Here is a 13,732-nt window from a genome sequence, read left to right as displayed (position 1 = left end):
CTGGGGTTTACCGGCGTATTTCGCGCGGCACCCGGCCGTAAGGTTCGGCCGGGAAGGATCGGTTGATGAACGACAGCATTCACGACACGGACGGTTTCAGTCCGCCGGTTTTGGATCGGGCGTCGCTTGACGAACTGTCGACCGCTGCCCGCAGTTATGTCGAGGAACTGGATAAGGCACTGCATCGCCTGTGGGGGCTGGGCCGCAACATCGTTTTGGCCTGGACGCCGGCGGGCAGGGGCATCCGCGTGCTGGTCATCCCCCATTACATCCTGGGTGAAATGGCGGCCCGAACGGCGGGCGAGGCGGCGGACAGCCTGCAATTCGTGGACGAGGTGATCGCCGGCAATACGCTGACTGACGAAGAAGGCTTCGACACCATCGCCAAGTACTTCGGGTATGAACCCAACCGGGTCGAGCTCAGCTTCACCCCCGGCGAGGATCTGGCCGACGATCTGTTGGAAGCCGTCGTTCGCCGCTACAGCATTTCCTATATCCGCAACGGCGCCGTGGCGCTGTTCGACATCGTCGGCTTTTCGCTTTTTTCGCCGCTTGAACAGGTGACGCAGTTGAACAGCCTGGCCTATTCCGTCAACGCGTCGTTTTCCAAGATGCTGGCCCGCAACCTGGACATCCAGTTCGCGCGCTCGACCACCGGCGACGGCTTTTACATCTGGAACCGCGACCGCAGCATCGAATCCAACGTCAACCTGTACCATCTGATGCATCTGGTGCTGGCCGACAACGCCATCGCGCGCTCCAAGGGCAAGGCCAACACCACGCCGCGGCTGCGGGCGTCGTTCCATGTCGGGCCCCATTACGAATTCTTCCAGTCCGAAGGGCTTCGCCCGACGGTTTACAGCTATATCGTCGGCGACGTGACCATCGAACTGGCGCGCATGATCGACCACGCCCTGCCGGGACAGATCGTGGTCGGCGACTTCCATGTCGACATGCGCGAAAACGACACGGGCGCGATCAAGCGCATCGGCACTTCGGAATTCATCGAACGCACGCGGCAGTCGCTGTCGCACCTGGAAGGCATGGAACTGTCCGGCGAGAACGTGGAATCGATTCAGTGCTACCTGACCGGCGAGCGCCTGGATTCAGGTCAATTCGGGGTCAAGCGCTACATCCTGCGCGACAAGCACGGGCTTAGCCGCAAAGTCTACAACGCCAAGGTCAACATCTACCGTTCGGGCGGCGGGCCGATCTATCTCGGCTTCCAGACGGGCGACCTGGACGGGTTCGTCTACGAGACCGAGGAATACGTGTGATGGCCGGCCCGGTCTTTCATTTCTTCGACCGCGCCGCCGCGCCGGTCGCCCCCTTCAGTCATGCCGTGGAATGTGACGGCTGGGTACAGCTGACCGGCCAGATGCCGACGGACCCTAACGACGACACGGCGCCGCTGCCCGATGGGATCGAGGCCCAGACGCGGCGCGTCATGGACAACCTGATCATCGTGCTCGGCGAACTGGGGCTGGACCTCAGCCACGTTCTGTCGTGTCGCCTCTACCTGACGCGGTTCGAACGCGACTACGAAGCCATGAATGCGGTCTACAAATCCTATTTCCCGGCGGACCGCCTGCCGGCGCGCACCACCGTCGGCGTCACCGGCCTTGCGCGGGGTGCGCTGGTCGAGATCGACATGGTGGCGAAGCGACCGGATTAAAGGCCCCAAAGGGCCGGAATACGCCACGGCGCGGGCACAGCCATTCGATCGGAAAGACTGGTGTCGTCACCATTCAGCAATCGTGATTGCCAGGCGCTACGCCATTCTTTAGGTAACGGATAGGGCGGTTCGACACCGGTTTCGGGCGCGAAGCCGAACCGCTGGTAATATGCGGGATCGCCGAGTACGAAAATCCGATCAATGTCGCATGCTGCCATGCGGGTAAAGACGTCACTTACCAAGGCCTGGCCGACTCCCTGCCTCTGGTGGTCAGGATCAACTGCAATCGGACCAAGCAGCGCTACACGCCGGTTTTGCCCTTCAAGTTTGCAGAATGTACAGGCTGCGTGTCCCGTGATTTCAGAGGCCGATAGGGCAATTAGGGACAGTACGGATGCAGGATCGTCCAGCAGAGACGCGACCAAAGGGATGAGGTTCTCCCCGGGGAATGCCCGTGGATAGCGCTTGAAAATTCCTGGCTGATCCGTGGGCTCACTTTTCCGAACGTCGTGGACCATGGATGTTTCTGTCTCCGTCATTAGAAAGCAGCGACGGCCCCGTCCGAACGCGGATCGGCAGCGCCTTCGAGCAATCCCGACGGATGGCGCACGATGGCGCCCGCATGGCCCATGAACTCCTCGAACGGGCCGACGACCTCCAGGTCATGGCCGGCGGCCTTCAGCGCCTCGAGCACGGCCGGATCGAAACGGTTTTCGATGCGCAGGTTGGTCGTCTCCGCCCCCCAGGTGCGGCCGAGAAGCCAGCGGGGTGCCGTCACCGATGCCTGCAGGTCCATGCCGTGCAGAACGTGGCGGGCGAACACCATGGCCTGGGTCTGGGGCTGGCCCTCGCCGCCCATGGTGCCGTAGACCATGGTGCGACCGTCGGCGAGCCGTCCCATGGCCGGCTGGATGGTGTGGAAGGGGCGGCGGTGGGGCTTCAGAGTGTTGAGTGCCTTGGGGTCGAGGGAGAATGAGGTGCCCCGGTTTTGCCAGGTGATCCCCGTTTCCTCCAGCACCGTGCCGGAGCCAAATTCCCAATAGAGGCTCTGGATCATTGAAACCGCCCGGCCTTCGCCGTCGATGCAGCCGAACCACACCGTATCGCCGTTGGGGTCCGCATCGGGCCAGGGCGCGGCTTTGTTGCGGTCGATGTTTCCAGCCATCGCGTCCAGGCTGTCCGCCTTCAGGAAATCCTTCGGGTCGGCGGTCATGTAGGCCGGGTCGGTGACGTATTTGTCACGCACGCGGAAGGCCTGCTTGGTCGCCTCGACCAAACCGTGCACGAAATCGAAGCCTTCGGCCTGGGCGACGTCCAGACGGCCGTAAAGCGCCAGGATGATGAGTGACGCCAGACCCTGGGTCGGCGGCGGCATGTTGTAGATGGTATGCGGGCCGCAGGCGACGGAAAGGGGGGCGAGTTCCAGCGCCCTGTGGCGTTCCAGGTCGGTCAGGGCAATCGGGCTGCCGGATTTTTCCAGGTCGGCGGCGATGACCTTGGCGAGCGGGCCCCGGTAAAAACTGTCGAGGCCTTCCGCACCCAGGCGCTTGAGGGTTTCGGCCAGGGCCGGAAGCTTCAGGGTGTCACCGATGTTGGGCGCGGTTCCCCCGACGCCGCCGGGCAGGAAGGTCTGGGCGAAACCGGGGACGCCGGTCATTTCGTCCTTCTTGGCCAGGGTGTTGTGGTGAAGTGACGGCGTCACCGGGGCCCCATGCTCAGCGTAATGATGAGCATCTTCCAACAGACGCGCCAGCGGCAGTTTGCCGCCCCAGGTTGCCGAGATGCGCAATGCCTCTGCCCAGCCGGACACGGCCCCGGCCACGGTCAGGGCGGCGAGGGGGCCGCGATGGGGAATGGCGCTCGCGTGGCCCGCCTTGGCGTAGAATTCGGCGTCCGCCGCACCGGCGGCAGCACCGCAGGCGTCGATGCCCACGGGCGGTTGTCCCGGTTGGGCGACCAGCCAGAAATTGTCACCGCCCAGGCCGTTCATGTGCGGATAGACCACGGCGATGGTGGCCGCCGTGGCGACCATGGCTTCGATGGCGTTGCCGCCGTCCTGCAATACGCGCAGCCCTGCCTGGGATGCCAGATGATGGGGGGCGGTGACCATGCCGCGTCGGGCGGTCGGCGTGAAGATCATGGGGGGCCTTTCATCAACCTGGCGGAAATCGGGACGCTTTAAGCATCTATTCCATAATGCGGAATTATTTCCATGTGATTTTCATTTCATGAAAAAGCTTTCCGACGCAGGATTTAAAGGCTGTGCGATACTTGTGCAAGCACGGTAGACACGTCATATACCGGTGCTTGAATGACCAAGGGCTAGGGGACCAGAGCCATGAAGATCGTAATTCCCAAGGAAACCCGCGCCGGAGAAACCCGCGTCGCCGCGTCGCCTCAGGTGATTCAGAAGCTGGTCGGCCTCGGCTATGACGTTGCCGTCGAGAAGGGTGCAGGCGAGGGGGCCAGCGTTTCCGACGACGTATACAAGGCCGCCGGCGCCTCCATCGCCACGGCGGCGGCGCTGAAGACCGCCGACATCGTCCTGATGGTCAATCCGCCCGCGACCTCCGGCGCCGGGGCGCTGCCGGCCCAGATGAAGAAGGGCGCCGTGCTGATTTCGCAACTGGCGGCCCTGACCTCGCCCGACGATGTGGCGGCCTATGCCAAGGCCGGGATCACCACCTTTGCCATGGAATTGGTGCCGCGGATTTCCCGCGCGCAGAGCATGGATGTACTGTCGTCCCAGGCCAACCTGGCCGGCTATCGCGCGATTTTGGAGGCCGCCGCCGAATACGGGCGCGGCATCCCGATGATGATGACGGCGGCGGGCACGGTGCCGCCGGCCAAGGCCTTCATCATGGGCGTCGGCGTCGCCGGACTGCAGGCCATCGCCACGGCCAAGCGTCTGGGGGCGGTCGTCACCGCGACGGACGTGCGCCCCGCCACCAAGGAACAGGTCGAAAGCCTGGGCGGCAAGTTCCTGGTCGTCGATCCGGAAATGGAAAAGGACGCCCAGACCGAAGGCGGCTACGCCAAGGAAATGCCCAAGGAATATTACGACAAGCAGAAACAGGTCGTCGCCGAGCACATCAAGAAACAGGACATCGTCGTGACCACGGCGCTGATCCCCGGTCGCCCGGCGCCCAAGCTGATCACCAAGGAGATGGTCGCCAGCATGCAGGCCGGGGCGGTGATCGTCGATCTGGCGGTCGAGGCCGGCGGCAACTGCGAAATGTCGGAGCCGGGTAAGACCATCACCACGCCGAACGGCGTGAAGATCGTCGGCCTCAACAACCTGCCGGGCCGTCTGGCGCAGACCGCGTCGGACCTTTACGCCAAGAACCTGCTGAACTTCCTGACGCCGCTGACGGACAAGGAAAAGACCGGCACGCTGGCCATCGACTGGGATGACGAGATCGTCAAGGGCTGCTGTGTCACCCGCGACGGCGCGGTCGTGAACGCGCGGGTCAAGGATGCCATGGGGGCCAAGGCTCCGGCAAAGAAAGCCCCGGCGAAAAAGGCCGCGGCCAAGAAGGCCGATGACAAACCGGCCGAGACGTCCGACGACAAAACCCAAGACAAGGGGAACTGACGATGGATACCGCAACGATCGCCAAACAGGCCGAAGAACTTGCGGCAGGCGCCGCGCAGCTTCTTGAGCAGACGCAACGGCTGGCTGCGGACGCCGCCGCCGCCGTCGCGCAGCAGGCCCCCGCCATGGGCGGCCATGACAGTTTCCTCGGGCTGTTCACGATCTTCGTGCTGGCCTGCTTCGTCGGCTACTACGTGGTCTGGTCGGTGACCCCGGCATTGCATTCGCCGCTCATGGGCGTGACCAACGCCATTTCGTCGGTGATCATCGTCGGCGGCATCCTGGCGGCCGGGCCCGAGGGCATGGATTTCTCGTCCTGGATGGGCTTTTTCGCCATCACGCTGGCGTCGGTGAACATCTTCGGCGGCTTCATCGTGACGCAGCGAATGCTCGCCATGTTCAAGAAAAAAGAAAAGAAATAGGGGAGGCCTGAACAATGACCGCAAGCTGGACGGGCTACGCCTATCTCATTTCCTCGGTGCTGTTCATTCTGGCCCTCCGGGGCCTGTCGTCGCCGGAGACCGCGCGCCGCGGCAACATGATGGCCATCATCGGCATGGCCATTGCCATCATCACCACGCTGATGGATCCGGGCGTCATGTCGTTCGGTATGATCATCCTGGCGATCCTCATCGGCGGCAGCATCGGTACCGTGACGGCGCTGAAGATTCAGATGACGGCCCTGCCGCAGCTGGTCGCCGCCTTCCATTCCCTGGTCGGCATGGCGGCGGTGTTCGTGGCGACGGCGGCCCTGTTTAATCCCAAGGCCTACGGCCTGGGCGCGATCGGTGAAATTCCGGGCGCGTCCCTGGTCGAAATGTCGCTGGGCACGGCGATCGGCGCGATCACCTTCTCCGGCTCCGTCATCGCCTTCGCCAAGCTGCAGGGCATCATGTCCGGCGCGCCCATCACCTTCCCGGGGCAGCACAAGCTGAACCTGCTGGTCGGTCTGGCGATCCTGGTGCTCATCATCATCTTCGTCGGCTCGGAATCCCATTCCGTCTATTGGGGTATCGTGGCGCTCAGCTTCGCCATCGGCTTCCTGCTGATAATCCCGATCGGCGGCGCCGACATGCCCGTGGTCGTGTCGATGCTCAACTCGTACTCGGGCTGGGCCGCGGCCGGCATCGGCTTCACCCTGTCCAACCCGGCGCTGATCATCACCGGCGCCCTGGTCGGCTCCTCGGGCGCGATCCTGTCCTACATCATGTGCAAGGGCATGAACCGCTCGATCATTAACGTGCTGTTGGGTGGTTTCGGGGGGGATGCCGGCGGGGCCGCCGCCGCGACGTCAAGCGAAGGCAAGTCCGTGAAATCGGGTGCGGCCGACGACGCGGCCTTCATTATGAAGAACGCGTCCAAGGTCATCATCGTGCCGGGATACGGCATGGCTGTGGCCCAGGCCCAGCACGCGGTGCGCGAAATGGCCGACATGCTGAAGGCCGAAGGGGTCGAGGTCCGCTATGCCATCCACCCCGTCGCCGGACGCATGCCGGGGCATATGAACGTCCTTCTGGCCGAAGCCAACGTGCCCTATGACGAGGTGTTCGAGCTGGAGGAGATCAACCACGAATTCTCCACCGCCGACGTCGCCTACGTGATCGGCGCCAACGACGTGACCAACCCGATCGCCAAGACCGATCCGCAGAGCCCGATCGCCGGGATGCCGATCCTCGACGTGGAAAAGGCGGGCACGGTGCTGTTCATCAAGCGCTCCATGTCGTCGGGCTATGCGGGGGTCGATAACCCGCTGTTCTACGCCGACAACACCATGATGCTGTTCGGCGACGCCAAGAAGATGACGGAAGAGATCGTCCAGGCCCTGGGCTGACCACATACGCTTGTTTTGAGCGGATGTGAACGCGTCGGGCAGCGGCTTAGGCTGTCCGCCCGTGGCATTGCTTGTAGCGTTTGCCCGACCCGCAAGGGCAGGGTGCGTTGCGCGGCATCGGTGGCCCCGGCGGGAATTGTGCGCCGGGCGGTGTGCGGATCGCATCGAAATCCGGGATGTTTCGAACGCGGTCTCCGCCGATGCGAACCCGGGCATCTGCCAGGATCTCGTTCAACGATTGGTCCAGGAAGCGCAGGCAGGCTTGGCCCATATGCGCCAGATGGTCGGGCGTCGACAGCCGGTTGAGAAAGTATTCCATGAATACGAGGTGCGTGCCGACGGTCCCGCGGACCAGGATGTTGGCAGCGCTTTTTGCGCCCGCCGGGGCGAGTTCGGTATGCCCCTCCGCATAGCGGAAAACCTGCCCGGCCATGGGGATATAGGCCTTGTCGGCGAAATTCCGGATCCCCTTGAGAATACCGCGGAGTTTTTGGAACTGACCCTCGATCTCCGCGATCATCTCCGGCCCCGGCCAGGGGGACGGCATACGGGATGTGCTCCAGGGAACAAAGTCGTCAAGGATTGTCGCGACGGTTTTCTGCTTCGGCTGTGCCGTGGGTGGCGGCGTCAGGTCCGCAGACCGTACCGCGCGGGCACCCTCGATCGCCGCGCCGTCTGAACAGTTCAGATAGATGCGATCGCTTGGATCGTGTTTCACGGCCAGGGACAGGGCCTGTAGAGCCTGGTAGAGGCCTGCGGAGGTCTGGCATGTGCCGCCGAAGTTGCCGGGCACCGGAATGCCATATTCGGGGGCGTGATAATCGTCGCCGGACGTTCGGTGCCAGGTTCCGTCCGCATGGTCGCGGTCGCGGTCCCGCGCCCCCATGTCGGTGCCGAAGAAGCAGATTTCCGGGAAATTCTGTTCACGGGCGAAGGCCAGGGCGAGGTTGCTGACGGTTGGTTCGCCGAGGATCGGCTGGCAGTCCATATCCAGGGCATAGAGGGGATGGGTCGGCAGATTTTGGCGGCTGGTGAATACGGTACAGCGGAACTTGCCGACGGCGTCGGGATCGACGGAGATCGGCGCAACCAGGGGAATGGGGCTTAGATCGAACGACCGGGCTACCGGATCCAGGACGATGCCGACATTCAGGTTTTCCAGCTCAACATGGAAATCCGGGCAAATGCCCGCCGCCATCAAAGGCGCCAAGGCGGACCCACAGCTAATAATCACCGCGCGATCCTGGTTTTCCTTCAGGAAGGCAAGATCCATGTCCAGTGACGGGCCGCTGCCGATCACCCAGGCCGGGAGGTTTCGAGCAGGCCGCGCCCGGCGTGTGTACAGAAAAGAGTCCGGTTGCCGCAAGTTGGCCTCCGAATTTCGCAGCATCAGGCAGTTGTCATAGAAGGTGCCGAGCGTCGAAAGCGCCCGATAGCCCAGACGGCCCAGGGTGTCGGCCAGCGGCTGAGCGATAGGAGTAGGGCCGAAGGCCGCAATTGTCATGGCATCCAGGGCCCATGGGGCGGTCGCGGAAAGGATCGAATATGCCTTGCCGGCGATCACGACCGGGTCATCCGATGGGATGAAGAATATCTCCCCCCCATGGTTGCGCACCTGACGCGCCGTGGCGGGCCAGTCGACTTGGCTCAGGTTGGTGTTGAACCGTTCAAGATCGTCGATGACGACGAACAGATAGATGCAGCGCGTTTTCCGGACAAAGTTCAACAAACCGCCCGTTTCCAGTGTCCCCATCACCATCAGGGCGCAGGACAGGGTAAAGGTGGGAGAGGGCAAGAGGGGAATGTCCGCGGCCCGCGCCTCGGTCAGGATGTCCTGAATGAAACGGGTGAGATACGGGTCCCGTCCGTCGGGCTCCGGGGCCTGGATGGCCAGGCGCGCAATAAAAGTCGGGTTGGCCGGGGGGGCAGGAGGCGCCGAGGCGGATGGCGGAAGACGGGAAAGGGCTTCGGCCACCGGCGCGGCGGCTTGTTCCAGGAAGGCCAGATTCCCTTTCCGCAGGTCCGCCGCCGTCATTGCCACCTTCCCATTTCCGAACATTCGGGCATCAGGGTGCAATCCGGGTAGGGATTTCGGAGATGGCTGTCAAGCATCCACGCGAAAAGGTTCCGCAACTGCGGTTCGCGCAAACGAAACGCCCCACCGTCCCAATCGGGACCTGGGGCGTTGCGAAAAATGTGAAACGGGCCGGTCAACCAGGGACCGGCGGCCGGCGGAGAGCTAGAAGCCCTCGCGCTCGATCCGCTTGCGCTCAAGCTTGCGCGCACGGCGCACGGCTTCGGCCTTTTCACGGGCCCGGCGCTCGGAGGGCTTTTCGTAGGAGCGGCGCAGCTTCATTTCGCGGAAGATGCCTTCGCGCTGCATCTTCTTTTTCAGGGCCTTGAGGGCCTGATCCACGTTGTTGTCTCGGACAATGACTTGCACGGTAAGGTCACGCTCCTAATCTTATAGTCAACAAAATCAATCGGACCTGTGCTATCACCGGTCCGGGAAGACGGGCTTCTATCACATAGATATCCCCTTGTGAAGGAGCAAACGTGTTATTTCCCGGGGAACCATCCGGCGTCATAAAGACGTCTTCACCCCCCGATCAAGAGGATTTCGACGATGGCCATTCTGAAAATCGCGCGCATGGGACATCCGGTGCTGATGGGCACGGCCCAACCGGTCGAAGACCCCAAGGATCCGCGCATTCACGGCCTTATCGCCGACATGGTGGAAACCATGGCCGACGCACCAGGCATCGGCCTGGCGGCCCCCCAGGTCCATGTGCCGCTGCGCATCGTGGTGTTCCGCGTGCCGGGTGAGCGTTGTGAGGACAAGAAGGACGTACCGCTGACCGTGCTGGTCAATCCGGTGATCGAGATTATCGGCGACGAGGTCGAGGAAGGCTGGGAGGGTTGCCTGTCCTTGCCGGAAATGACCGGCCGGGTCCCGCGCGCAGCCCATATCCGCTATCGCGCCCAGGGCCTGGACGGCAAGACCTTCGAGCGCGAGGCCAAGGGCTATCATGCCCGCGTCGTGCAGCACGAATGTGACCATCTGGACGGTATTCTCTACCCCATGCGCATGACCGACCTGTCGACCTTCGGCTTTGCCGAAGAAATGGCCCGTGCCCCCCGCACGATCATGGCCGATGAGAGCGACAGCAAAGACGGAGAAGCCGCATGACCGCCCAAACGACACGCATGACCGCCGACGAGGCCCGCGCCCGCCACATGGACCTGCGTGACCGCTTGATCGAGGCGGCGCTTGACCACGTGCCCTTCGACGGCTGGTCGCGGAAAGCCCTGGAACGGGGGGCAGGGGACCTGGGCTTGGGGCCGGCGGACGTGCTGCGCGCCTTTCCGGGCGGCATGGCGGATGCCGCAGACCATTTCGCCGACTGGTCCGACCGGCGCATGCTGTCGGAACTGACAAAGGTCGACCTGGACGCCCTCAAGGTGCGCGAGCGGGTGGCCCTGGGCGTGCGCCTGCGCCTGGAAATGAACGCGCCCTACCGCGAGGCCATGCGACGGCTGTTGTCATTCCTGGCGATGCCGCAGAACGCGCCCCTGGCGGCGCGCATGACCTGGCGCACCTGCGATCATATCTGGCACGCGGCGGGCGACCGGGCGGCCGATTTCAACCATTACACCAAGCGGGGGCTGCTGGCCCCGGTCTATACCTCGACCATTCTGTATTGGCTGTCCGACACCTCGGACGGTTTCGCCGACACTTGGGGTTATCTGGACCGACGCCTGGCCGATGTCCTGAAGATTCCCATGTACAAAGCCAAGGCGGAACAGGCGCTGGGCCGGCTGCCCTCACCGTTGAGCTTTCTCAAGCGTCTGAAGGCGGCCACGAACCGTTCCCGGCGGGGAACGGCGGCCTGATGCGGGCCCTGCCGGGGCCGATTCCCGCATTATGGAAACCTTTCAGGCGGCGCCGCAGTCGGTTATGCTTTGCCCAAGGGATTGATGGGGTCTTGAGCAAAAGGAGACGCGGACCGTGAGCGCTGCGCAAACCGGTACATCCGCCGCCGCCAATCCGGCCAACGGCCGGACCTATCGTCAGGAAGCCGCCATCGCGCCGGTCAACCTGGCCAACCACTTCCTGGAATGCTGCAAGCTTAACCGCTACCTGACCGTCGTCGACGGCCATCGCTTCGTCATTACCGAGGATTTCGCGCGTAACATCGCGATCCCGCCCGACGCGGCGGCCATGGCGGCAGTCTATTCCCGTGACAAACTGGTCGCCCAGGCGGCGATCCTGCCCCTCGGCCAGTTGGCCAAGAAACTGAAGAAAAAGCGTGATCGCGACAGCTATGAACGGCTGTTCTCGCTGATCGAGGAACAGGCCTTGGACGAGCGAGTGCGCGACAGCGCCCATACCTTGCTGGAAAAAGGCTTCCGCGAGGCCGAGATCAAGTCCATCGAGGCCGAACTGAACGATCAGATGAGCCCGGCCCGGGCGCGCTATCGTGAATTCCTCGACCATGTCCGGCGCATGATGGACGGCGCCATGACCCCGCCCGCCTTCGTAGAGGAATTCAAGGCCTTCACCTCCGAGGTGGCCGGGCGCCTGGATTTCGGCATCTACAGCTTCTGCCTCGACCGCTTGTTCGGCAGTCTGCGCATTCCGTCGGCGGTCAAACAGCTTCTGGTCGGCGAATTGCTGGTCTTTCCGCCCCTGGTGCGGCGCGAACTGTTGACCAACATCCTGGTGTTTCCCGGCCAGACCGAGGACTTGAAGCGTTTCGTGCGCAACACGGTGCTGGCCGAACTGGGCCGTTCCGTCGCGGTCGAGATCGAATTGCTGGAAGCCTACCGGATGCGCCGCATCACCCTGGACGATCTTGCCGGTACGGCCTGATCCTGCGGCGGGTTGTCGTTACCCGTTGGGCAGTTTGCCTTTGGGGTAAAGCCGGTTGACGTGGCCCATCTTGCGGCCCGGCCGGGCTTCGGCTTTGCCATAAAGATGCAGGCGCGCACCTGGATCGGCCAACAGGTCGGGCCAGCCGTTCACGGCATCGCCGATCAAATTCTTCATGACCGCGTCGTGGTGGCAGTCGACGGACCCCAGCGGCAGGCCGCAGACGGCCCGCACCAGTTGTTCAAACTGGCTGGTGGCACAGGCATCCATGGTCCAGTGCCCGGAATTATGGGGTGGGGGGGCCATTTCGTTGACCAGGATGCGCTGATCCCGGGTCACGAACATCTCGACCGCCAACAGGCCGACAAGGTCCAGCGCTTCGGCCAAATCATGGGCGATGGCGACGGCCTGATCGGCCAGACCGTCCGGCAGACGGGCCGGGGCCATGGTGGTGTCCAGGATGTGATTGACGTGGCGGTTTTCGACCGCCGGATAGGTCGCCCAGCCACCGTGGGGTGAGCGCGCGGTGATCACCGAAATCTCGCAGTCTAGATCAACGAAGGCCTCCAGGATGCCGATCTCGGCGCCCATTTCCGCCCAGGCGGCGGCGTAATCGCAATCGGGGGCGATCAGAACCTGGCCCTTGCCGTCATATCCCATGCGCGAGGTCTTGAGCACGGCCGGGCGGCCGATCTCGTCGGCGGCCTTGGCCAAATCCTCGGCGGAGGTGACCCGTCGGTAAGGCGTGGTCGGCGCCGTCTTGTTGATGAATTCTTTTTCCAGCAGGCGGTCCTGGGCAATGGCCAGGCATTGCGGGCCGGGCCGGACCAGGGCGTGTTCGGCGAGGAAGGCGGCGCTGTCCGCCGGCACGTTCTCGAACTCGAAGGTCACCACGTCGACGGCTTCGGCGAAGGATTGCAGGGCCGTGCGGTCCTGATAATCGGCGATGGTCGCCGCCGCCGAGACCTGGATGCCGGGGGAATCGTCTTCCGGTGAGAAAATATGGGATTTGTAGCCGAGCCGGGCCGCCGCCAGGGCCGTCATGCGACCGAGCTGGCCGCCGCCCATAATGCCGATGGTGCTGCCGGGAGGCAGCGGGTGAACGGAACGGGGGGGCATGTCCGGAACCTTTGGGATCGTCCGTGGGGACGTCGGCGACGGAGGCTGTTTGCTTGGCACGGAAATCATCGAGCGCTGCGGCGACATCGTCGTTCATCAGCGCGATCACGGCGGCGGCCAGCAGGCCTGCGTTCTTGGCGCCGGGCTTGCCGACGGCCAAGGTGCCAACGGGCACGCCGCCCGGCATCTGCACGATCGACAACAGGGAATCCATGCCCTTCAGGGCCTTGCTTTCCACCGGCACACCGAACACGGGGAGCGGCGTCAGCGCCGCCGCCATGCCGGGTAGGTGGGCAGCCCCCCCGGCGCCGGCGATGATTGCCTTGAGGCCACGGCCGCGCGCCGTCTTGGCGTAGTCGTACAGACGGTCGGGCGTGCGGTGGGCGGAAACGATGCGGGTTTCGTGCGGGACGCCGAGTTCGGCCAGCACATCCGCCGCATGGCGCATGGTGTCCCAGTCCGATTGACTGCCCATGATGATGCCGACCAGGGGTGTGTCGGCGGCCGATTGCGGCATGTTGAGACCTCGCTTCCGGTGAAGGCCGCATCGGTGGCCTTCGGGTGACGGGAAGCGCGTCATTATATGGCCCGCCGCCGTCACCGCAAGGGTTCAAATATCCTTGAAACGTAAGGCTTTAT

Annotated in this window: 13 protein-coding genes and 1 pseudogene; 8 read left to right on the top strand and 6 right to left on the bottom strand. The window is 63.7% G+C overall.

All coding sequences use genetic code 11. The annotated features are described in order from the left end of the window. Window positions 1–65 precede the first annotated feature (65 nt). Window positions 66–1,277, top strand: coding sequence for a hypothetical protein (locus KFF05_12040; protein ID UTW50677.1), 1,212 nt, complete (start codon window positions 66–68; stop codon window positions 1,275–1,277). After that, on the top strand, window positions 1,277–1,675 hold the full coding sequence (locus KFF05_12035) for a RidA family protein (protein ID UTW50676.1): 399 nt from the start codon (window positions 1,277–1,279) through the stop codon (window positions 1,673–1,675). The genes KFF05_12040 and KFF05_12035 overlap by 1 nt, the downstream gene beginning before the upstream one ends. Here the strand turns inward: KFF05_12035 and KFF05_12030 are convergent. After that, entirely contained in the window at window positions 1,672–2,193 is a 522-nt protein-coding gene (locus KFF05_12030) for an N-acetyltransferase (protein UTW50675.1), read from the bottom strand. The two genes, KFF05_12035 and KFF05_12030, sit on opposite strands and share 4 nt — an antisense overlap. A gap of 20 nt (window positions 2,194–2,213) precedes the next feature. Beyond that, window positions 2,214–3,815 (bottom strand): gamma-glutamyltransferase family protein, encoded by a 1,602-nt coding sequence (locus KFF05_12025; protein ID UTW50674.1) that lies wholly within the window; start codon window positions 3,813–3,815, stop codon window positions 2,214–2,216. Between the two features lie 198 nt (window positions 3,816–4,013). Here KFF05_12025 and KFF05_12020 point away from each other — a divergent pair, with 198 nt between their 5' ends. The 3 genes from KFF05_12020 to KFF05_12010 are packed head-to-tail and all read left to right on the top strand — an operon-like array spanning window position 4,014 to window position 7,101. Beyond that, complete coding sequence (locus tag KFF05_12020; protein UTW50673.1) at window positions 4,014–5,270, top strand: Re/Si-specific NAD(P)(+) transhydrogenase subunit alpha; 1,257 nt, start codon at window positions 4,014–4,016, stop codon at window positions 5,268–5,270. A 2-nt stretch (window positions 5,271–5,272) separates the two neighbouring features. After that, on the top strand, window positions 5,273–5,692 hold the full coding sequence (locus tag KFF05_12015; GenBank protein UTW50672.1) for an NAD(P) transhydrogenase subunit alpha: 420 nt from the start codon (window positions 5,273–5,275) through the stop codon (window positions 5,690–5,692). A 14-nt stretch (window positions 5,693–5,706) separates the two neighbouring features. Beyond that, window positions 5,707–7,101, top strand: a complete 1,395-nt coding sequence (locus KFF05_12010; protein ID UTW50671.1) for an NAD(P)(+) transhydrogenase (Re/Si-specific) subunit beta — start codon at window positions 5,707–5,709, stop codon at window positions 7,099–7,101. Window positions 7,102–7,147: 46 nt separating this feature from the next. Here the strand turns inward: KFF05_12010 and KFF05_12005 are convergent, their stop codons facing one another. Together KFF05_12005 and rpsU are read right to left on the bottom strand one after the other, a co-directional pair. Beyond that, complete coding sequence (locus tag KFF05_12005; protein UTW50670.1) at window positions 7,148–9,136, bottom strand: DUF115 domain-containing protein; 1,989 nt, start codon at window positions 9,134–9,136, stop codon at window positions 7,148–7,150. A 204-nt stretch (window positions 9,137–9,340) separates the two neighbouring features. Beyond that, window positions 9,341–9,544 (bottom strand): 30S ribosomal protein S21, encoded by a 204-nt coding sequence (gene rpsU, locus KFF05_12000; protein UTW50669.1) that lies wholly within the window; start codon window positions 9,542–9,544, stop codon window positions 9,341–9,343. Between the two features lie 183 nt (window positions 9,545–9,727). Between rpsU and KFF05_11995 the strand changes: the two genes are divergently transcribed. From KFF05_11995 to KFF05_11985, 3 genes are all read left to right on the top strand, one after another. Continuing rightward, window positions 9,728–10,291: a peptide deformylase gene (locus KFF05_11995; protein UTW50668.1), complete on the top strand. Its 564-nt coding sequence runs from the start codon at window positions 9,728–9,730 to the stop codon at window positions 10,289–10,291. 47 nt (window positions 10,292–10,338) lie between these two features. Further along, window positions 10,339–10,995: a COQ9 family protein gene (locus tag KFF05_11990; protein ID UTW53688.1), complete on the top strand. Its 657-nt coding sequence runs from the start codon at window positions 10,339–10,341 to the stop codon at window positions 10,993–10,995. Window positions 10,996–11,110: 115 nt separating this feature from the next. Next, window positions 11,111–11,974: a hypothetical protein gene (locus tag KFF05_11985; GenBank protein UTW50667.1), complete on the top strand. Its 864-nt coding sequence runs from the start codon at window positions 11,111–11,113 to the stop codon at window positions 11,972–11,974. 18 nt (window positions 11,975–11,992) lie between these two features. Here KFF05_11985 and KFF05_11980 read toward each other — a convergent pair whose 3' ends face one another. Both KFF05_11980 and purE read right to left on the bottom strand, forming a co-directional pair. Further along, window positions 11,993–13,093, bottom strand: a complete 1,101-nt coding sequence (locus tag KFF05_11980) for a 5-(carboxyamino)imidazole ribonucleotide synthase (GenBank protein UTW50666.1) — start codon at window positions 13,091–13,093, stop codon at window positions 11,993–11,995. 16 nt (window positions 13,094–13,109) lie between these two features. Further along, window positions 13,110–13,610: pseudogene (gene purE / locus KFF05_11975) on the bottom strand (5-(carboxyamino)imidazole ribonucleotide mutase). Window positions 13,611–13,732 lie beyond the last annotated feature (122 nt).

The organism is bacterium SCSIO 12827, from assembly GCA_024397995.1.
Lineage (GTDB): Bacteria > Pseudomonadota > Alphaproteobacteria > Rhodospirillales > Casp-alpha2 > UBA1479.
This window is presented reverse-complemented; position numbering and strand designations above follow the sequence as displayed.